Origin of the sequence: Echinicola jeungdonensis (genome assembly GCF_030409905.1) — a bacterium.
Lineage (GTDB): Bacteria > Bacteroidota > Bacteroidia > Cytophagales > Cyclobacteriaceae > Echinicola > Echinicola jeungdonensis.
The window spans coordinates 1-20,030 of sequence record NZ_JAUFQT010000001.1 but is presented as its reverse complement, the minus strand read 5'-3'; the positions used below and the strand labels follow the sequence as shown (position 1 = coordinate 20,030).

Below are 20,030 nucleotides of genomic sequence, written 5' to 3'. Positions count from 1 at the left end.
TTATTAGGTGAAATTTGCCCTTTCCGCTAGCTTCTTCAAAAAAAGATCCGGTGATTAGCATTCTAATTTAAATAATGGAGCACATTAATGAAATACCTAAATTGCGGTATTTTTTAAGATTAAGGGAATCGGGTTTTATCGGAGAGGAGGGAATAAATAGGGCTAAAATTAATATAAAACAATAAGTGGGGATGACCTAGCCAAACGTTGTTGGAGTAACCCTTCAAGGGTTCAAAACCTTGAAGGGTTTTTACCATTAAAATCACCCCATCCAACGATTCAAAAACTTCAAAAAATTCTCCTTATAATTTTCACTTACCGTGATGGTGGATTTCCCAATTTGAATGCTGTTTTTGGTAATGGAGTGGATATGGTCCAGGGCTACAATAAAGGACCGGTGGACACGCATAAATTTATTGGAGGGGAGCAATTCCTCCATGTTTTTTAAGGCTTGTCAGGGATAGGAGAGGATGGGGTTTGTCCACCAGGTGGACTTTGACATAATCTTTGTACGCTTCCACATAGAGAATGTCCTTTAGCAAAACTTTTACCAATTGATATTCCACCTTTAGAAAAATATATTCGGGTACTTCATCTACTTTTTTTATGGATTTTTTTTGGTTTTCAAAAACTGCAAAGCCTTGGTGCTGGCCTTAAGAAATTCCTCATAATTATAGGGCTTCAGCAGGTAATCCAGGGCATCCACTTTATACCCTTCAATGGCAAATTGGTTATAGGCAGTAGTGAAAATGATACGGCAAGGGGAATCCTTTTTATTGGCGCCCATAATTCTGGCCAGTTCCATCCCGGAAAGATCGGGCATTTGGATATCCAGAAAACCAAGTCTACCGGTTCTTTATGAATAAAAGCCAGGGCATCGATTGCATTTTCAAATTTACCCATCAAGTTCAAAAATGAAGTTTGGCCGATAAACTTACTGATCATTTCCAGGGCAAGGGGTTCATCATCTACAGCGATACAATTGATTTTCATGCCAGGTGGATTTTTAGGTTGACGCGGTATTCATTTTCCGGATTTTGATCATCGATTTCCAATTGAAACCGTTGAGCATAAAGCAATGAAAGCCTCCTTTTTGTATTGGTAAGGCCAATACCCTTTGCTTGCGATTCAGGGCTATTGGAATAAGAAGAAATGATATTGTTGCAGGTATATAGGTGCAATACCTGGTCCTTTTCAGATAGTTTCACTGTGATAACACTTTGTTGCTGAGAGCTGATGCCATGTTTGAAGCAGTTTTCAATAAAAGGAAGCAATATCATGGGCGCAATGCATTTTTCCTCCTCCATCTGTTCCTGTATATCCAAGTTAATTTTTACCTTCTCAGATATCCGCAATTTCATTAACTCAATATAGTCTTTAATAAAATCAATTTCCCTACTCAATAGGGTCTGGCCCTTTTCTGTTTCATAAAGCACATAACGCATCAACCTGGAAAGTTTGTGCAGGGCAGTTTGGGCCCTTTCCACATCAATGTTGGTAAGGGAATAAATATTGTTGAGGGTATTGAAGAAAAAATGGGGATTGATTTGGGCTTTGAGATAAGATAGCTCCGATTTAATTCTTTGTTGGTCCAGTTGCTGTCTAAGGAACTCATCTGCCTGCCATTTTTTTACCGCCGCCACACTGGTGCTGATCCCAAGGGTAAGAAAAAGCCACGATCAGGTTAAAAATATGGAAGGGGAGAGGTTTTCTTTCTGGGATATATTCCTCTTCAGGTGAAAGGCCTGGTGCATCAGTTTGGGAAGACCCAACCAGTTTTCATAGTATTCCAGGAAGTACATGAGGATTACACTGACCCCAATTGTCAATAATAAAACCAACCCACACGTGACTTAAACAGCAAGTTGGGAACCCATAATGCTGATTGATATAAAATAAACCTATCAAAGGATGAAAAAGGTAACCTGTCTAACCCAAAACTGATGGGGAAGGGCTACGTTCCAGGACAATGGAGTTAATGAGGAAAAACAAGGTTCCCATCATTATCCACCCTATATTTTAGGGTGGATACTGATGGGAACCTTGTTTTTCCTATTAACTCCATTGTCCTGGAACGTAGCCCTTCCCCATCAGTTTTGGGTTAGACAGTTTACCTTTTTCATCCTTTTGATAGGTTTATTTTATATCAATCAGCATTTATGGGTTCCCAACTTGCTGTTTAAGTCACGTGTGGGTTGGTTTTTATTATTGACAATTGGGGTCAGTGTAATCCTCATGTACTTCCTGGAATACTATGAAAACTGGTTGGGTCTTCCCAAACTGATGCACCAGGCCTTTCACCCTGAAGAGGAATATATCCCCAGAAAGAAACCTCTCCCCTTCCATATTTTTAACCTGATCGTGGCTTTTCTTACCCTTGGGATCAGCACCAGTGTGGCGGCGGTAAAAAAATGGCAGGCAGATGAGTTCCTTAGACAGCAACTGGACCAACAAAGAATTAAATCGGAGCTATCTTATCTCAAAGCCCAAATCAATCCCCATTTTTTCTTCAATACCCTCAACAATATTTATTCCCTTACCAACATTGATGTGGAAAGGGCCCAAACTGCCCTGCACAAACTTTCCAGGTTGATGCGTTATGTGCTTTATGAAACAGAAAAGGGCCAGACCCTATTGAGTAGGGAAATTGATTTTATTAAAGACTATATTGAGTTAATGAAATTGCGGATATCTGAGAAGGTAAAAATTAACTTGGATATACAGGAACAGATGGAGGAAAAATGCATTGCGCCCATGATATTGCTTCCTTTTATTGAAAACTGCTTCAAACATGGCATCAGCTCTCAGCAACAAAGTGTTATCACAGTGAAACTATCTGAAAAGGACCAGGTATTGCACCTATATACCTGCAACAATATCATTTCTTCTTATTCCAATAGCCCTGAATCGCAAGCAAAGGGTATTGGCCTTACCAATACAAAAAGGAGGCTTTCATTGCTTTATGCTCAACGGTTTCAATTGGAAATCGATGATCAAAATCCGGAAATGAATACCGCGTCAACCTAAAAATCCACCTGGCATGAAAATCAATTGTATCGCTGTAGATGATGAACCCCTTGCCCTGGAAATGATCAGTAAGTTTATCGGCCAAACTTCATTTTTGAACTTGATGGGTAAATTTGAAAATGCAATCGATGCCCTGGCTTTTATTCATAAAGAACCGGTAGACTTGGTTTTTCTGGATATCCAAATGCCCGATCTTTCCGGGATGGAACTGGCCAGAATTATGGGCGCCAATAAAAAGGATTCCCCTTGCCGTATCATTTTCACTACTGCCTATAACCAATTTGCCATTGAAGGGTATAAAGTGGATGCCCTGGATTACCTGCTGAAGCCCTATAATTATGAGGAATTTCTTAAGGCCAGCACCAAGGCTTTGCAGTTTTTTGAAAACCAAAAAAATCCATAAAAAAAGTAGATGAAGTACCCGAATATATTTTTCTAAAGGTGGAATATCAATTGGTAAAAGTTTTGCTAAAGGACATTCTCTATGTGGAAGCGTACAAAGATTATGTCAAAGTCCACCTGGTGGACAAACCCCATCCTCTCCTATCCCTGACAAGCCTTAAAAACATGGAGGAATTGCTCCCCTCCAATAAATTTATGCGTGTCCACCGGTCCTTTATTGTAGCCCTGGACCATATCCACTCCATTACCAAAAACAGCATTCAAATTGGGAAATCCACCATCACGGTAAGTGAAAATTATAAGGAGAATTTTTTGAAGTTTTTGAATCGTTGGATGGGGTGATTTTAATGGTAAAACCCTTCAAGGTTTTGAACCCTTGAAGGGTTACTCCAACAACGTTTGGCTAGGTCATCCCCACTTATTGTTTTATATTAATTTTAGCCCTATTTATTCCCTCCTCTCCGATAAAACCCGATTCCCTTAATCTTAAAAAATACCGCAATTTAGGTATTTCATTAATGTGCTCCATTATTTAAATTAGAATGCTAATCACCGGATCTTTTTTTGAAGAAGCTAGCGGAAAGGGCAAATTTCACCTAATAAAGGTAATTATTTTCACTATAAAATGGTTATTTTAGAGATTACGAGATTAATTCTAAGCATCTTATTCAAAAAAAGGAGAGCGCAGTTTGTATTCAAAAATTCTATTTTTGATGCTTGTAAACATCTTTTTTAATCCATGTTTTTCGGTCTTTAATGACCCATAAAGTAAAATTTTATGAAACTTAACCGAAAGGAATTTTTGAAATCGGCTGGACTGGGAGGCATATCCCTGATTTTACCAGGCTCTTCTCCTAAAGCTGAATTGGTTACCAACCTGATTGCCAAGCCCATCCAAATATATGACAATTACCTGCTTGGGGTCCAGTATTATTCTTTAAATAAATGTTTTGGGAAAATCCGGGCAGGTGACCTGGTAATCTTGGAACAATTTTCAGAACACGAACATGACCGTATTGCAGTTGGGGTAAAATGGGAAAATATGTTTCTGGGGTATTTACCTGCTTATGAAAACATTGTCCTGGCCAACCTGATGGATGCTGGTGCCAGGTTAAATGCCATGGTTAATGCTAAACTTTCTTTGCATCAATTTGGAATAGGCATCTGGACTAATCTGATCGTCCCAGAAAAGGAAGCTACAGAGAAACTTAGTAACAAGGCAGCAGATGATGTGGATGATGGATATAGGAGGTAGAAAAAGAAAGGCGAGTTGCCCCGCCTTGAATGTTTTCACAACGGAATAATCCTTATTGTGAATTGCTTTCAGAATTATGATTTCAATTTAGGAATGAATTTTAAAAAGGCAATAAAAAAGTTAAATAAAGAATAAATTAAATTATAATATGAAAAGAATATTAGGACTGGATTTGGGAACAAACTCTATTGGGTGGGCTTTGGTTGCGCAAAACTTTGAGGAAAAGCAAGGTGAAATACTTGGAATGGGAAGTAGGATTATTCCGATGAGTCAGGATATTTTAGGAGAATTTGGAAAGGAAATTCAGTTTCCCAAACGGCTGAAAGAACAGGTTTCAGAGGAACCCGAAGACTCCGCGAGAGACATTTACTCCGTAGGGAAAGGCTACATCGTATTTTGAATATTTTGGGATTTCTCCCTAAGCATTACTCTTCACAAATAGATTTCGAGAATCGCCTTGGCAAGTTCAAGAGGGAAATGGAGCCCAAACTGGCTTTTAATAATAAAGAATTCATCTTCAAAAAATCATTTGAGGAGATGCTTGTTGATTTCAAGAAGTGTCAACCACAGTTATTAGAAGAAGGAAAACTAATCCCTTATGACTGGACAATCTATTTCCTACGAAAAAAAGCACTTTCTCAGAAAATTGAAAAAGAGGAGCTCGCTTGGGTCATCCTAAATTTTAATCAAAAGCGGGGGTACTATCAGTTTAGAGGAGAAGAGGAGGAAGAAAATCCTAATAAATTGGTCGAGTTTTATTCATTGAAAATTATCGATATAAAAGCTGAAGAAACTAATAAAAAGGGAGAGACTTGGTATTCACTGATTCTCGAAAATGGATGGGTTTATAGACGTTCAAGTAAAACAGATTTATACGATTGGAAAGATAAAGTCAGGGATTTCATTGTTACTACTGACCTGGATGAGGATGGCTCAATTAAAAGGGATAAAGAGGGAAATGAAAAAAGGAGCTTTAGAGCCCCAAAGGAAGATGATTGGACACTAATCAAAAAGAAAACCGAACAGGAAATTGACCATTCTAGTAAAACGGTAGGTGCATATATCTACGACACACTATTACAAAACCCAAGTCAAAAAGTAAAGGGCAAATTAGTCCGTACTATTGAACGTAAATTCTACAAAGAAGAATTAAAGGCTATTCTGGAAAAACAAAAGGCATTTCATCCTGAATTAACGGATGAAGGTTTGTACAACGAATGTGTGAGAGAACTATACAGAAACAATGATGCACACCAATGGGCATTAAGCAAAAAGGATTTTACACACCTTTTCCTTGAGGATATCATTTTTTACCAACGGCCTCTAAAAAGCCAAAAATTTAATATAGGAAAATGCTCGTTAGAGTACAGAAATTTCAGGATTAACGGAGAAAGGAAAACCAAATACCTGAATGCTGTCCCCAAATCCAATCCTTATTATCAAGAATTCAGGGTTTGGCAATGGATGTATAACCTTAAGATCTACAAAAAGGAGGATGAAGTTGATGTAACTGGCCAGTTTCTATCCAACATTGAAGATTGGGAAAATCTTTTTGAGTTTTTGATGAGGCAAAAAGAGGTAGACCATAAGATTATATTGAAACATTTGCTTACCTCTAAAGAACTGAAGGGAAAAGCGTTAAATGCAGAAACTGCAAAGTACCGATGGAATTACGTGTATGATTCTGTAAAGGATGAATCAAAAAATATCCCTGTAATGAAACTGGTTATGAAATCAGGAGAAGATTAAAAAAAGTCGAAAATATGTCTTTTGATTTCTTCACAAGAGAAATTGAGTACAATTTGTGGCATATTATCTACTCAGTCACAGATAAAATAGAATATGAAAAAGCCCTGAAAACCTTTGCTGAAAAACACCGATTGGATGTCAATTCCTTTGTGGAAAATTTCAAAAAGTTCCCCCCGTTTAAAAGCGAGTACGGCCCTTTTTCTCTAAAAGCCATTAAAAAATTATTACCCTTATTACGTTTAGGAAAATATTGGAGTTGGGATGCTATTGATGAAAAAACAAAAAGCAGGATTGATAAAGTCACAACTGGTGAATTTGATGAAAAGATCAAAATAGGGTTAGGGAGAAAGCAATTAATTTAACCGAGTACCATCATTTTCAAGGCTTACAGCTTTGGTTAGCAAGCTATATTGTTTATGATAGACATTCCGAAGCTGATATTAGTAAAAATGGAATTCGGTTGTTGATTTGGATGGTTATATCAAAGATTTCAAGCAGCACTCACTGCGTAACCCATTGTAGAGCAAGTAGTAACCGAAACCCTCAGGGTAGTAAGGGATATTTGGCAAGAATACGGCGAAGGGAAGAAAGATTTCTTTGATGAAATCCATGTGGAATTGGGGCGGGAAATGAAAAATCCTGCAGATAAGCGCAAACAAATAACTAACCAAATTACGGATAATGAAAACACCAATCTTCGTATAAAAGCTTTACTAACTGAACTCAAGAATGATACAGGTTTTGAGAATGTTCGTCCATATTCACCAATGCAGCAGGAAATTCTTAAAATTTATGAAAATGGAGTGCTCAATTCCAATATTGAAATTCCAGAGGATATAGAAAAGATCAGCAAAAAGGCCATCCCTACTTCTTCGGATTATTGCGCTATAAGCTTTGGCTTGAACAAAAATATCGTTCCCCGTATACAGGTGAAATCATTCCATTTACAAAGCTTTTTACTTCTGAATATGAAATCGAACACATTATTCCACAAAGCCGATACTTTGATGACAGTTTCAGCAATAAAGTAATATGTGAAGCTTCCGTGAACAAATTAAAAGACAATCAAATAGGTTTAGAATTTATAAAAAACCATCACGGAGAAATAGTAGAAAATGGTTTTGGCAAGAGCGTAAAAATATTTGAGGTCAGGACATATGAAACTTTTGTAAAAGACCATTACTCCAAATCCTTTTCAAAGCGGAACAAATTGCTCATGGAGGAAATTCCGGAGAAGATGATCGAGCGCCAAATAAATGACACTCGTTACATAAGCAAGTATATTTCAGCAGTCCTATCCAATATAGTCCGTTCAGAAACTAATGATGAAGGCATCAATTCCAAAAATCTTATTCCAGGTAACGGAAAAATCACTGCTACCCTTAAACAGGATTGGGGGTTGAATGATATTTGGAATGGGATAATCTTAACCCGCTTCGAACGGATGAATCAGCTTACCAATTCAAAAGGTTTTACAAGCTGGAACAAAAATCATCAAAAATACTTACCCACCGTGCCTCTTGAGTTGTCAAAAGGTTTCCAAAAAAAGAGAATTGACCACAGACACCATGCTTTAGATGCTTTGGTTATAGCTTGTGCAACACGTGATCACGTCAACCTTTTAAATAACCAATATGCAAAATCTAAGGAACGCTTTGATCTAAATAGGAAACTAAGAAAATATGTAAAAGTCGCTTACTCCACCCAAAAACCAAAGATAGAATTGAAAGAGAGGTGCCAAAAGATTTCCAAAAACCCTGGGAAACTTTTACAATTGATTCCAGAAACGCTTTAGAAACCATAGTAATAAGTTTCAAGCAAAACCTTAGGGTGATAAATAAAGCTACTAATAAATATGAAAAATGGATTAAAAAAAACGGCCAAAAGTCCAAAGAAATAGTGGAACAAAAAGGACTTAACTGGGCTATTAGGAAGCCAATACATAAAGACACTGTCTCTGGACTAATTAAGCTTCGAAAAAAGAAGAAAGTTTCTCTTGGAGTTGCATTGGACAATATTTCGGATATCGTCAATAAGCCGTTGAGAAAGGAAGTTCAATCCTTAGCAAGATTGAAATATGATAAAAATCTTTTGACCAAGTATTTTAAGGACAGAAAATACAAGTGGAAAACTCAAGATATTTCTAGAGTAGAAATTTATTATTGGGAAAATGACTTAGTAGCAACACGTACAAGCTTAGATACTTCATTCAATGAAAAACGGATTAAAGGATCAATTACAGATACCGGAATCCAAAAAATTCTACTGGCCCATTTAGAAAAATATAAAACAGGGTTGATGAAAAAGGCAAATCTATGGCACCAGAACAGTTGGCCTTCACCCCAGAAGGAGTTGATGAGATGAACAAAAATATCATTCAACTCAATGGGGGGAAATTTCACAAGCCCATATTAAAGGTAAGAACTTATGAACCAAAAGGGAACAAATTTAAAGTAGGAGAAACGGGGAATAAGAGGAAGAAATATGTGGAAGCTGCCAAAGGCACCAACCTATTTTTTGCCATATATCAAAATGGTGAGGGGAAGCGAAGCTATGATACCATCCCTTTGAATATTGTGATAGAAAGGCAAAAACAGGGGCTGACTTCTGTCCCAGAGATTAACGAAAAAGAAGAAAATTACTGTTTTATTTATCTCCAAATGATTTGGTGTATGTGCCAAATGAGGATGAAAACATTGACACCATTGACTTTAATAATCTAACCAAGGAACAAACAGAAAGGATATACAAAATGGTGAGTTCTTCAGGAAATCAATGTTTTTTCCTTAGACAAGACGTATCTACCGCCATTGTAAATAAAGTTGAATATTCAGCGCTTAATAAAATGGAAAGAAGTGTAAATGGTGTGATGATAAAAGAATTTTGTTCTAAGCTTAATACAGATAGACTTGGAAATATCAAAAGTGTCCATAACAAATCAGGAATAATAAAAATAGGAAACCACGAGTATGAAAATAAAGAAGTTTAATGGAGAGCTTAAAAACAGGAAACTAGATAATTCATTCACCAACAAATCCAAAAAGGGATTTCCAAACACTTACAAAGACACCTTAAGGCATATTCTCATTCTAGAAAATATCAAAACCTGTCAGGTCTCCCAGACCTGACAGGTTTGAATATGCACAAACCACCAATCTTATGGAACAAGGCCAATCCTACCATATTTACAAACACGCCAACCTGCCCGTCCGGCAAGCGAGTGGCTCGGAGGATATTTTCCGGGAGGAGGAAAATTATCGTTTTTTTCTCCAACAGTATAGCAAATACTTAGGGAATGTAGTGGACACCTATGCTTTTTGCTTGATGCCCAATCATTTTCATTTTTTGGTTGGGGTAAAGTCTGAGGAAGCCTTGAAGAAAACTTTTCCAAAGTTTGAAACTTTGGGAAGTTAATCTCCAAGCAATTTTCAAACTTTTTCAGTTCTTATGCCCAAACTTTCAACAAAAAGTATAAACGAAAAGGAAGTTTGTTTATCAATAACTTCAGGAGAAAACCAATCCAAACAACATCCCAATGGCAGGAAATCTTCCTGTATTTCCATCTCAACCCAATAAAACACGAGTTTGCCACATCGGTAAACGATTGGAAATGGTCAGGCTGGCATGCTTATAAATATTTAGAAAAGAAGTCTCTATTAGAGCGTACCTATTTTATGAACTTCTTTGATGGAATATTTCATATCAATGATATGATGGAGGTAAAAAGGGAGATATTATTAAATAAGAACCTGGAAATAGAGTAAGTAATAAACTTATAAAAATGATCAAACGCACCCTCTTCTTCGGAAACCCTGCTTACCTCAGCACCAAGCATGAACAATTGGTGATAGCATTTACAGATGATAAACCTGATAAGACAGTTCCCATAGAAGACATCGGTATGGTCATATTGGAAAATCCGCAGATCACTATCACCAATGGACTATTGGCCAAATTGAATAATCAGAAAGTTGCCGTAGTAACTTGCAATGGGCAACACCTTCCCAACGGCCTCCTTCTTCCCATCCATGGCCACACCGAACAAACTGAAAGGATCAAACACCAACTCAATGCTTCCCTCCCATTGAAAAAAAACCTTTGGCAGCAAACAGTATCGGCCAAAATCCAAAATCAAGCCTGCCTTTTGGAAGATAAAGGGAAGAAAATAAACGATTACAATACCTGGCCAAAATGTAAATTCCGGGGATACTGGCAACCATGAAGCCCAGGCCGCCGCCATATATTGGCAAAATATATTTGATATTCCAGAATTCAACCGCCACCAAACCGGTATCCCTCCCAATAACCTTTTAAATTATGGTTATGCCATTCTTAGGGCTGTTATTGCCAGAGCATTGGTTTCTTCCGGTCTTTTACCCCATGTTGGCATTTGGCATCGAAATAAATACAATGCATACTGTCTGGCCGATGATATTATGGAACCCTATCGACCTTTTGTTGACCTGATCGTGTCCCATATTGTGGACACAGAAGAAGATATCACCCAACTCACCACTTGCCTAAAAAGAGAATTATTACAAATTCCGGTCTTGGATGTAATTATTGATGGGCAAAAAAGCCCTTTAATGGTTGCAGCCAGTAGAACGACCAGTTCTTTATTTGAATGTTTTGCAGGCATTAGCCGGAAAATTATTTACCCCGAATATGGATGAAAGCTATTTTTCAAGACTTAACCAATATAGAACTTTGTGGGTTTTAGTTTTTTTTGATTTGCCAACGGAAACCAAAAAGGACCGGAGGATAGCCTCCTCCTTCCGGAAAAAACTTCTGGATGATGGCTTTGCCATGTTCCAGTTTTCCATCTATATGCGGTTTTGCCCCAGCCGGGAAAATGCTGATGTGCATATCAAAAGGGTCAAAAAAAATCTTCCACCGAAGGGAAAAGTGGGTATTATGTCGATTACAGACCGGCAATTTGGCTTGATGGAAATTTTTCACGGAACCAAAAGTGTAGATAATGAACCTCCCTCCCAACAATTGGATTTATTTTAATCATTTGAAAAATGAAATTGGCCTACTATCCTTTTTAACAACCCAAAACAGCTTGATTTTTTATTTCTAAATATCAACTTAAACAACAGCATACCAACCACTTACATGGAGGTATGCTGTGATTACCTAGCTAAGGTATAATTCTGAAAGCAATTCACAACGGCAGATAGGGAGTTTGCTAATCGGAGGGGGCTGTGATTACCTAGCTAAGGTATAATTCTGAAAGCAATTCACAACGTACATGATGAAGCCTCCTCAAATCCCACAGCTGTGATTACCTAGCTAAGGTATAATTCTGAAAGCAATTCACAACCGCTTTTGTTGTTTTTTCGCGGCTCCTCTGGCTGTGATTACCTAGCTAAGGTATAATTCTGAAAGCAATTCACAACAGGTGCTCCAAGTGCAGGTAATTTCAGGTGCTGTGATTACCTAGCTAAGGTATAATTCTGAAAGCAATTCACAACTCCCTCAAATATCCCCCGCTCAAATGATTCGCTGTGATTACCTAGCTAAGGTATAATTCTGAAAGCAATTCACAACGCATTAACATTCTGAGCCTGATTTTGTAACGCTGTGATTACCTAGCTAAGGTATAATTCTGAAAGCAATTCACAACACAGTTTCCAAAATGTTAGGACATAAAGACGCTGTGATTACCTAGCTAAGGTATAATTCTGAAAGCAATTCACAACGATGACCTTTAAATTCATATTGCACCCCTTGCTGTGATTACCTAGCTAAGGTATAATTCTGAAAGCAATTCACAACATTTCCTGCATAGGGATAATTTAGGGGTGGGCTGTGATTACCTAGCTAAGGTATAATTCTGAAAGCAATTCACAACATTGTCTTTGTTGGCCTGTGCCACCATAGGCTGTGATTACCTAGCTAAGGTATAATTCTGAAAGCAATTCACAACGAAATGTTGGTAACTATAAAAGCGCCCTTTGCTGTGATTACCTAGCTAAGGTATAATTCTGAAAGCAATTCACAACAAATCCTCCTCTGCATGATTGAGCCTATTTGCTGTGATTACCTAGCTAAGGTATAATTCTGAAAGCAATTCACAACATAATAGGAGAGCCGGAACACTACAGGCCAGCTGTGATTACCTAGCTAAGGTATAATTCTGAAAGCAATTCACAACCCTCTTGCCTACCATGGGCACAAAAAGGAGGCTGTGATTACCTAGCTAAGGTATAATTCTGAAAGCAATTCACAACTGCATTGTTCTATTTTCATTTTCGCCTAAGGCTGTGATTACCTAGCTAAGGTATAATTCTGAAAGCAATTCACAACTGATTACCTGGAGGAAGTTGAATATTTCCAGCTGTGATTACCTAGCTAAGGTATAATTCTGAAAGCAATTCACAACGGAAATTAAAGGATTAATAAACAGAAGAAAGCTGTGATTACCTAGCTAAGGTATAATTCTGAAAGCAATTCACAACTACAGGTTTCTATCAGTTCCTATGCAAAAACGCTGTGATTACCTAGCTAAGGTATAATTCTGAAAGCAATTCACAACGTAGGAGGCTCGAAGCAGTTTTCATATACAGCTGTGATTACCTAGCTAAGGTATAATTCTGAAAGCAATTCACAACACATAATCTGGCTTTCCTTCAATATCAAAAGCTGTGATTACCTAGCTAAGGTATAATTCTGAAAGCAATTCACAACCACAATAGCGGTGGCATTCATTACACTTGTGCTGTGATTACCTAGCTAAGGTATAATTCTGAAAGCAATTCACAACGGTCAAGGTATTGAAGAGCTTCGAAGGCATGCTGTGATTACCTAGCTAAGGTATAATTCTGAAAGCAATTCACAACGTTACTGATCCGGTAAATTCAGTATCAAATGCTGTGATTACCTAGCTAAGGTATAATTCTGAAAGCAATTCACAACGGAAGAATAACTCATGACAATGTTGAAAGGCTGTGATTACCTAGCTAAGGTATAATTCTGAAAGCAATTCACAACCGTGTGGTTCAGGTGTAATTAATGCTATTAGCTGTGATTACCTAGCTAAGGTATAATTCTGAAAGCAATTCACAACAAGTTGGCTAATAATAAATTTTATGGCATAGCTGTGATTACCTAGCTAAGGTATAATTCTGAAAGCAATTCACAACAATGCTCTGTTCTATTTCCAAAATTACTCTGCTGTGATTACCTAGCTAAGGTATAATTCTGAAAGCAATTCACAACAGCATTTCCAGTTTAAACAGCAGTTTTTTTTGCTGTGATTACCTTACTAGGGAGGATCTCCCTGGCATCTTCCCCTAATGATTTCACCTATAATTTTTTTCGTTATTTTAAAAAAACGCATAATGAATATTTTATTTTTAAAATTAAAATTATGTATATCCGCAATGACACCAGTAGCCAAATAAATTAAAAGTGACAGTTAGTGTCAATAGCTTTAGTTAAGTTATTACTCTGTATAAATTGGGTCAAAATAAACGGTTTTGACCATGAATATAATCAACTTCATTAATCGGTTTCCTGACGAGTCTTCCTGTATTAAGTTCATTAGAGAACAAAGGACAAAATCGGGCATCATTTGCAAACGGTGCAGCTGTAACCGTCATTATTGGCTTGAAAACAAGAAGTCCTTTCAATGTGCTTCATGTGGGTTCAGGACCAGCATCAAGAGTGGTACTGTTATGGAAACAGCAACCTTCCAATTAGGACCTGGCTGCTGGCCATGACCTTCATAACCGCCACTAAGAAGAGCTTCAGTGCCTCAGAGCTACAAAGGCAGCTTGGGATGAAGCGGTATGAACCTGTTTTCAGGATGTACCATAAACTCAGGAAGGTCATGGGACAACGCGATGATATCTATAGGCTTGAGGATATGGTAGAATATGATGAGGCCTTTGTAGGAAAAGCCACCAAAGCCAAATCCCAAAACAAGCTCAAAAGAGGCAGGGGCAGTCAAAAACAGTCCATTGTAGCGGTAATGGCCGAATCGACAGTTTTAGAAAACCCTGAATCCGGAAAGCTTGAAAAGAGCTGTAGATATTTTAAAATGAAGAAGATAAAGAACTTAGAGGCAAAAACAGCCCAAGGTCTGGTCAAAGAATTCATTGATCAGGACTCAGTGCTTCAAACAGATAAGAGTACCACCTTCTCAGATCTGGGTGACTGTATTGAGGTTCATGTCAGAGAGGTCTCTGGAACTGATAAAGGCCATTTTAACCTCAAATGGGTTCATATAGCCATAAGTAATTTAAAGAAACAGCTGCAGACATACCATATGATAAGTGAAAGGATGATGCAAAACTATCTTGATGAGTTTAGTTATAAGCTCAACAGAAAATATTTCGGTCAAAAACTTTTTGACCGGCTCATTATTGCTTCCATTTATCCTTACTGGCATGATTGCGGATAATCATAATTAAAATTAATTTATTCTTTACTTTTTCTAAAAAGTAAAATTTAATTTTTCTAACTTTCTATTAGTTAATTGTGGTTTATTATGCTTTGGAATATTTGATTAGGCCTTATACCCATAAAGTTTAAGAAATGGATCAAAAACTCATTAAAAAAGACCATAGCCAAAAAAGTATTGGATGTAAATCTTAATCTGAAATATTAGTATTAATCCAACCATAAGTCAAATGGAAAATATTATTGCCTTTTTGATCGGGTGGGCATTGCATTTATGCGATACTTTGTAGTTGCAGGAGTATCCTTTTTGATTTTTTATAAGTTTTATTTTTATAAATATTTTAAAGCAAAAATTCAGAAAAGATTGGCCAATGGCAAGGATTTTAAAAGGGAGATTTTTCATTCCCTTGTTTCTAATATCATATTTGTTCTTGCAGCAATAATCATTATCCGCGGTCCTTGGGTGGAGTACACCAAAATTTACAGGGATATTACGGCTTATCCCTTATGGTGGATGCCTATTAGCTTGATTTTATCCTTATTTATCCATGACACTTACTTTTATTGGTTACATAGGATATACCATCTTCCCTTATTTTTTAAAACCATACATTGGGTTCATCATAAATCCATTTCCCCTACCCCTTGGGCTTCTTACTCTTTTCATTTTTGGGAAGCATTTACTTTGGTTTCTTTATTCCAATTCTCGTTTTATCGGTCCCAATTCACCCATTAATGTTTTTGACTTTTAATTTTTGTACATTTACCATAAACGTTTACGGGCATTTGGGATTTGAAATCATGCCCAAGTGGTTTAGGAACTCCTGGTTATTTGAAGTAATAAATAGTTCTGTTTACCATAATCTTCATCATTCAAATTTTAAAGGGAATTATGGACTATATTTTAGAATTTGGGATAGATTGATGGGGACAGAACATTCGGATTATGTAAAAATTTACGATAGCATTCAAAAAAAGATTTGGTGAAAAAATAAAAATGGCCCATTAGTTTTACCCAAAAAAAAGTTAACCTTGGGCAGGTCTTTATTTTTTTAATTGAATTAAAATTATCAAAATTTAATAAATGTATTCCCTGGAGAAATATTGAGGAAAAACTTTAACTTTTTTTCAAAATGCTATATGTATTAAGATAAAACAGCCAGCTCATGCACCGTTTTTTTCCACTTCCTTTATTTTCTTTTTACAAGATGGTCAGAAAAAATGGTGGTATTGACCCTTCAAAGCTTAAAAACACCCCTCCATGGCTGTTAAAGATCATATTATTTGAACCTATCAGGTGGATCGAGCTAGCCTTATATGATCAAAAAATCAGTCAACATCAAATTGAAAAGTCTCCCCTTTTTATCCTTGGTTATTATCGCAGTGGAACTTCTTATCTACACCAGTGCTTGGTGCAGGACAACCGTTTTGGTTATCATAGTAATTATCAAATGGTACTACCTGAAATAATGTTAAGTACAGAAAAAAAATTACTACCAATTTTTGAGCTTATTTGTCGGATTTTTAAACTAAAAGATTCCGTGCACAGGGTACCCTTATCTTTTCGCTTTCCCGGTGAAGAGGATGCCACAATGACCACTTATTTAGATGAAAAAGGGGCCCAATGGGGTTACTTCTTCCCTGGGATGATGAATGAACAGTTTAGTAAATATGTGCTTTTCGAGAATATTACAAAATCCGAATTAGAAGCTTGGAAGGATTCGTTTGTTTATCTGCTCAAAAAATTTCCATAGCGAATCATCAAAAACAACTTGTACTCAAAAGTCCACCCAATACAGCTAGAATAAAATTTTTGCTTTCCATTTTTCCAAAGCTAAATTTATTTTCATTCATCGTAATCCCTATGAGGTATACGCTTCCAATAAGTGTTTTTGGAAAGTAGTTCAAAAAGTTTACGCTTTACAAAACAGCAATAAGGTCAATGTCAATAAAATAATTTTGGACACCTATTCTCAAATGATGTCACGGTATTTGGAGACAAAAGATTTAATTCCACCAGGGCAATTGACCGAACTCGCCTATATTGATTTCATAAAAAATCCACTGGAAACCCTTCAAAAAACATATCAAACTCTCCACCTTCCAGATTTCGATTATTGTAAAGATAAGTTAAAATCATTTATTGGACCACAGAAGGATTTTGTGCAACTAAAACATACAATAGCTAAAAATGAAAGGGAAATTGTTACTGAAAAACTGGAACCTTTTCTCCGCTATTGGAATTATCCCATATTGTAATTTTCCCCTTTTAGGTAAGTTGCCAATTCATGGATGGTTTGATATTCAAAGATATCTTCTACTTTTATTTTTAATCCATACATATTTGCATTGGCCACCATTTGGAGACTCTGCAATGATGCTCCACCAAGGTCAAAAAAATTCTCATTCACTCCCACCTGTTCAATATTTAATATGTTTTGCCAAATTTCCACCAAAATTTGCTCCTCTTCACACCTTGGCCCTATATAACCAGAAAGTAGCCTTACATCTTCTGGTACTGGAAAAGCCTTCCGGTTAATCTTTCCATTTGGAGTTAAAGGAAATGAGTTCATTGGAATAAGGAAGTTGGAATCATATAATTAGGAAGTCTTTCACCCAAAAACTCTTTCAATTCTCCCAAATCAAGAGGTTTATCAAAGGCTTTAGGGACAAAATAAGTGACTAATCGTTTTTCGCCAGATTTTTCTTGCCTGGCAAGGGTAATGGCATCTTTTACTATTGGGTGTTGAACCATTAGAGCAGAAATTTCCCCTAACTCCATTCGATTTCCCTGAATTTTAACTTGGTCATCTTTTCTGTCCAAAATTTCAATAGAACCATCAGCCAAATACCTTGCTAGATCACCAGTTTTGTACAATTTAGCCCCTTTCTGGAGGGAGAAAGGGTCAGGTATAAATTTCTTTTCTGTCAATTGGGGCATATTTACATATCCACGGGCTATTCCTTCCCCTCCAATATGAAGCTCCCCTACTACATTTACCGGCAATTGCTGTTGGTACCGGTCTAGAATATAAAGCTGCGTATTGTCAATAGGCTGACCAATGGTAATCCGTGTATCTCCTTTTTTTATTAAACTTATAGAGGACCAAATAGTCGTTTCAGTGGGCCCATACATATTCCACAATTTCCCCACCCTTTCCAAAAGATTATTTGCCAGTTGAAGTGACAAAACATCACCACCACATAAGGCTTTTAAGTTTGGCCTACCTTTCCATTCTGTCTCGAGAAGCAATTGCCAAATTGCAGGGGTGGCCTGCATAATACTTACCTTAAATTTATCTATTGATTCACAAAGCTCCTGGGGTTGTGAGAGCAGCTCATCACTGGCAATAATAATGGTTGCTCCTACCATCAAAGGCAAAAATAGCTCCAAAGCAGCAATATCAAAAGAAAGGGAAGTAATTGCTAACAGGATATCATTCTGACAAATCCCAGGGCTTTTACTCATCGAACAAAGAAATTTGTCAAAGAAGCATGACTAATCATTACCCCTTTTGGAGTACCTGTTGATCCGGAGGTATAGATAATATAAGCAAGTTGCTCTGGGTCAATTTTAATGTTGGGGTTTGAAAACTCCCCATTTTTAAACTTTGAATTTTCTGTTAAGCGGATTATTGATAACTCAAAATTATCCAAATTTGGTCTCAATATTCGTCAACAAAACACCTACCTGTGCGTCCTTTAGAATAAACTCAACCCGGCGTATTGGGATGGAGGCATGTACAGGAACATATGCTGCACCAGTCTTACTAACTGCCAAAAGAGCTACCAGCATTTCTATTGACCTTTTCATCCAAACGCCTACCCTTGAACCTGCACCAACTCCCCTTTCAAGCATTGCTTAGCTAAGGCATTGGCTCTTAAGTTTAATTCTCTATAAGAAAAGTGCTTATGATTATAGATCACTGCAATATTATTAGGTTTTTTTGCAGCTTGCGCTTCAAAGAAATGATGAAAACACTTATCCCTAGGGAATTCAATTTTGGAATGACTCCTTGATAAAGAAGTAGGGCTTAGTTGCATTCCAGACAGGTATTTCACTTTGATATTGGCCTTTCTGGATAGCGTATAGCATTTTCTAAAAGTAATGGGAAGGACATAAACATCCTTTGGATGGAAGTAGGTTTAAAAATATCCTTATTGTATTCCAACGTTGCATGATACTGTTCCCTCACCTTGGAAAGCATTAGGGTCAGGTCAAATTGGGAAACCCCGGTATCAATATCCTGGAGGTAACCTCAAGACCGGCATTTCCAGTTTTGGCTGGGGTGAATTTTGAAAATTGAAACAACTTGGAAAAGAGGAGTACGATTTAAGTCTCGCTTGGGCTTAAGCTCCTCTACCAATTTCTCAAAGGGCAAATCCTGATGGGCAAAAGCACCTAAGGCAACTTTCTTCACCTGTTTTATAAATTCCGGAAATTGGATTTCCTGAAAGATTGGCCCGAGTGAAAGTGTATTGATAAATACTCCTATTAAAAGCTCCTGCTCTGGGTAACTTCGGTTGGCAACTGGGGTGCCAATAATAATATCTTCCTGGCCACTGTATCTATGAAGAAAAATGTAAAAGACGGTTTAAAAGTATCATATAAGGAGTAACATCCTCCTTTCGGGCAAGATCTTCGATAGCAATTGCCATTTCTTCGAAAGAACAAACCGATGCGTTCCCCCGGAGAAGGTTCGCTTAGAACCCTTGGTTATCAATCGGCAAGTCCAATATAGGAATTTCGCCAGCTAATTGTTCTTTCCAATATGATAGGGAAAACTGGCTTCATGTTGGGCAGCTTTGCTGTTTTTGCCAATAGCAAAATCAGCATACTGGATGGGCAAATCAATCAATTGAACATTTTCACCCTTGACATTTGCTTTATAAAAACTAATTAATTCATTTAGAAAAACCCCCAATGACCACCCATCTGCAACTGTGTGATGGGCATTCACTAACAGATAATGGACCTGATGTTGGCTTGAAATATTTAAGTTGAATTAACGGTTGCCTGGGTTAAATCAAAAAGGTTTCAAAACTTCCTTTTCGCTAGTTGACGCCACCAGTTTTTATCGGGTCTTCTGTTTCATATCTCTTTAGGTTTATACAGGAATAATTATTTTGGCTTTTGTGATTAATTTCTGGGACAGGCCTTCCAAGGCCAAAACAAAGTGTGTGCGCA

The 20,030-nt window shown here is 37.2% G+C and carries 26 protein-coding genes, 4 pseudogenes and 1 CRISPR repeat array; of the genes and pseudogenes, 20 read left to right on the top strand and 10 right to left on the bottom strand.

Features of this window, described 5'->3' with window-relative positions:
* Positions 1-262: 262 nt before the first annotated feature.
* The 4 genes from QWY93_RS19610 to QWY93_RS00115 form a co-directional block, all read right to left on the bottom strand.
* Entirely contained in the window at positions 263-439 is a 177-nt protein-coding gene (locus QWY93_RS19610) for a LytTR family transcriptional regulator DNA-binding domain-containing protein (RefSeq protein WP_353959600.1), read from the bottom strand.
* Positions 414-566 (bottom strand): hypothetical protein, encoded by a 153-nt coding sequence (locus QWY93_RS19605; RefSeq protein ID WP_353959599.1) that lies wholly within the window; start codon positions 564-566, stop codon positions 414-416. Before QWY93_RS19605 ends, QWY93_RS19610 begins: the two co-directional genes overlap by 26 nt.
* Positions 567-604: 38 nt before the next feature.
* Positions 605-823, bottom strand: coding sequence for a LytR/AlgR family response regulator transcription factor (locus tag QWY93_RS19600; RefSeq protein ID WP_353959598.1), 219 nt, complete (start codon positions 821-823; stop codon positions 605-607).
* Between the two features lie 166 nt (positions 824-989).
* Positions 990-1,643, bottom strand: coding sequence for a sensor histidine kinase (locus tag QWY93_RS00115; RefSeq protein WP_290246164.1), 654 nt, complete (start codon positions 1,641-1,643; stop codon positions 990-992).
* Between the two features lie 421 nt (positions 1,644-2,064).
* Here QWY93_RS00115 and QWY93_RS00110 point away from each other — a divergent pair, with 421 nt between their 5' ends.
* From QWY93_RS00110 to QWY93_RS00020, 20 genes and pseudogenes are all read left to right on the top strand, one after another.
* A complete protein-coding gene (locus QWY93_RS00110; protein WP_353959597.1) occupies positions 2,065-3,027 on the top strand; it encodes a sensor histidine kinase in 963 nt (320 codons plus the stop codon).
* Positions 3,028-3,040: 13 nt separating this feature from the next.
* Positions 3,041-3,771 (top strand): annotated as a pseudogene (locus QWY93_RS00105) (LytR/AlgR family response regulator transcription factor).
* Between the two features lie 436 nt (positions 3,772-4,207).
* Positions 4,208-4,684, top strand: a complete 477-nt coding sequence (locus tag QWY93_RS00100) for an HIRAN domain-containing protein (RefSeq protein ID WP_290246163.1) — start codon at positions 4,208-4,210, stop codon at positions 4,682-4,684.
* 148 nt (positions 4,685-4,832) lie between these two features.
* Positions 4,833-5,084: a hypothetical protein gene (locus tag QWY93_RS00095; protein WP_290246162.1), complete on the top strand. Its 252-nt coding sequence runs from the start codon at positions 4,833-4,835 to the stop codon at positions 5,082-5,084.
* Positions 4,973-6,433: a type II CRISPR RNA-guided endonuclease Cas9 gene (cas9, locus tag QWY93_RS00090; RefSeq protein WP_290248795.1), complete on the top strand. Its 1,461-nt coding sequence runs from the start codon at positions 4,973-4,975 to the stop codon at positions 6,431-6,433. Before QWY93_RS00095 ends, cas9 (QWY93_RS00090) begins: the two co-directional genes overlap by 112 nt.
* Before the next feature lie 14 nt (positions 6,434-6,447).
* Positions 6,448-6,795 (top strand): hypothetical protein, encoded by a 348-nt coding sequence (locus QWY93_RS00085; protein WP_290246161.1) that lies wholly within the window; start codon positions 6,448-6,450, stop codon positions 6,793-6,795.
* A 267-nt stretch (positions 6,796-7,062) separates the two neighbouring features.
* Positions 7,063-7,464, top strand: coding sequence for a hypothetical protein (locus QWY93_RS00080; RefSeq protein WP_290248877.1), 402 nt, complete (start codon positions 7,063-7,065; stop codon positions 7,462-7,464).
* Positions 7,368-8,114 (top strand): annotated as a pseudogene (gene cas9, locus QWY93_RS00075) (type II CRISPR RNA-guided endonuclease Cas9); the annotation flags it as partial. The gene QWY93_RS00080 and the pseudogene cas9 (QWY93_RS00075), both read left to right, overlap by 97 nt.
* Before the next feature lie 149 nt (positions 8,115-8,263).
* Entirely contained in the window at positions 8,264-8,797 is a 534-nt protein-coding gene (locus QWY93_RS00070; RefSeq protein WP_290248876.1) for a hypothetical protein, read from the top strand.
* Complete coding sequence (locus QWY93_RS00065) at positions 8,749-9,156, top strand: hypothetical protein (protein WP_290246160.1); 408 nt, start codon at positions 8,749-8,751, stop codon at positions 9,154-9,156. The genes QWY93_RS00070 and QWY93_RS00065 overlap by 49 nt, the downstream gene beginning before the upstream one ends.
* Before the next feature lie 246 nt (positions 9,157-9,402).
* Positions 9,403-9,561 carry a hypothetical protein gene (locus QWY93_RS00060; RefSeq protein WP_290246159.1) on the top strand — a complete coding sequence of 53 codons (159 nt, stop codon included), beginning with the start codon at positions 9,403-9,405 and terminating at the stop codon, positions 9,559-9,561.
* A gap of 31 nt (positions 9,562-9,592) precedes the next feature.
* Positions 9,593-9,847, top strand: a complete 255-nt coding sequence (locus QWY93_RS00055) for a hypothetical protein (protein WP_290246158.1) — start codon at positions 9,593-9,595, stop codon at positions 9,845-9,847.
* 74 nt (positions 9,848-9,921) lie between these two features.
* Positions 9,922-10,197 (top strand): hypothetical protein, encoded by a 276-nt coding sequence (locus tag QWY93_RS00050; RefSeq protein ID WP_290246157.1) that lies wholly within the window; start codon positions 9,922-9,924, stop codon positions 10,195-10,197.
* Positions 10,198-10,214: 17 nt separating this feature from the next.
* Positions 10,215-10,655 carry a type II CRISPR-associated endonuclease Cas1 gene (gene cas1 / locus QWY93_RS00045; protein ID WP_290246156.1) on the top strand — a complete coding sequence of 147 codons (441 nt, stop codon included), beginning with the start codon at positions 10,215-10,217 and terminating at the stop codon, positions 10,653-10,655.
* Positions 10,606-11,106 (top strand): type II CRISPR-associated endonuclease Cas1, encoded by a 501-nt coding sequence (cas1, locus tag QWY93_RS00040; RefSeq protein WP_353959644.1) that lies wholly within the window; start codon positions 10,606-10,608, stop codon positions 11,104-11,106. The genes cas1 (QWY93_RS00045) and cas1 (QWY93_RS00040) overlap by 50 nt, the downstream gene beginning before the upstream one ends.
* Positions 11,099-11,446 carry a CRISPR-associated endonuclease Cas2 gene (gene cas2, locus QWY93_RS00035; protein WP_290246155.1) on the top strand — a complete coding sequence of 116 codons (348 nt, stop codon included), beginning with the start codon at positions 11,099-11,101 and terminating at the stop codon, positions 11,444-11,446. The genes cas1 (QWY93_RS00040) and cas2 overlap by 8 nt, the downstream gene beginning before the upstream one ends.
* Positions 11,447-11,561: 115 nt before the next feature.
* Positions 11,562-13,657: direct repeats of the CRISPR family, unit length 46 nt; unit sequence GCTGTGATTACCTAGCTAAGGTATAATTCTGAAAGCAATTCACAAC.
* A 266-nt stretch (positions 13,658-13,923) separates the two neighbouring features.
* Positions 13,924-14,843: pseudogene (locus QWY93_RS00030) on the top strand (IS1595 family transposase).
* A gap of 273 nt (positions 14,844-15,116) precedes the next feature.
* Positions 15,117-15,829 (top strand): annotated as a pseudogene (locus QWY93_RS19590) (sterol desaturase family protein).
* 179 nt (positions 15,830-16,008) lie between these two features.
* Positions 16,009-16,596, top strand: a complete 588-nt coding sequence (locus tag QWY93_RS00025) for a hypothetical protein (RefSeq protein ID WP_290246154.1) — start codon at positions 16,009-16,011, stop codon at positions 16,594-16,596.
* Between the two features lie 55 nt (positions 16,597-16,651).
* Positions 16,652-17,101 (top strand): sulfotransferase family protein, encoded by a 450-nt coding sequence (locus QWY93_RS00020; RefSeq protein ID WP_290248793.1) that lies wholly within the window; start codon positions 16,652-16,654, stop codon positions 17,099-17,101.
* Here the strand turns inward: QWY93_RS00020 and QWY93_RS00015 are convergent.
* The 6 genes from QWY93_RS00015 to QWY93_RS19575 form a co-directional block, all read right to left on the bottom strand.
* Entirely contained in the window at positions 17,086-17,415 is a 330-nt protein-coding gene (locus QWY93_RS00015) for a phosphopantetheine-binding protein (RefSeq protein WP_290246153.1), read from the bottom strand. The genes QWY93_RS00020 and QWY93_RS00015 overlap by 16 nt on opposite strands.
* Positions 17,412-18,311 (bottom strand): AMP-binding protein, encoded by a 900-nt coding sequence (locus tag QWY93_RS00010; RefSeq protein WP_290246152.1) that lies wholly within the window; start codon positions 18,309-18,311, stop codon positions 17,412-17,414. Before QWY93_RS00010 ends, QWY93_RS00015 begins: the two co-directional genes overlap by 4 nt.
* Complete coding sequence (locus tag QWY93_RS19585) at positions 18,308-18,499, bottom strand: AMP-binding protein (protein ID WP_353959596.1); 192 nt, start codon at positions 18,497-18,499, stop codon at positions 18,308-18,310. Before QWY93_RS19585 ends, QWY93_RS00010 begins: the two co-directional genes overlap by 4 nt.
* Positions 18,492-18,701 carry an AMP-binding protein gene (locus tag QWY93_RS00005; protein ID WP_290246151.1) on the bottom strand — a complete coding sequence of 70 codons (210 nt, stop codon included), beginning with the start codon at positions 18,699-18,701 and terminating at the stop codon, positions 18,492-18,494. Before QWY93_RS00005 ends, QWY93_RS19585 begins: the two co-directional genes overlap by 8 nt.
* Positions 18,702-19,101: 400 nt before the next feature.
* Positions 19,102-19,425, bottom strand: a complete 324-nt coding sequence (locus QWY93_RS19580) for a condensation domain-containing protein (protein ID WP_353959643.1) — start codon at positions 19,423-19,425, stop codon at positions 19,102-19,104.
* A 171-nt stretch (positions 19,426-19,596) separates the two neighbouring features.
* Complete coding sequence (locus QWY93_RS19575; RefSeq protein ID WP_353959642.1) at positions 19,597-19,836, bottom strand: condensation domain-containing protein; 240 nt, start codon at positions 19,834-19,836, stop codon at positions 19,597-19,599.
* Positions 19,837-20,030 lie beyond the last annotated feature (194 nt).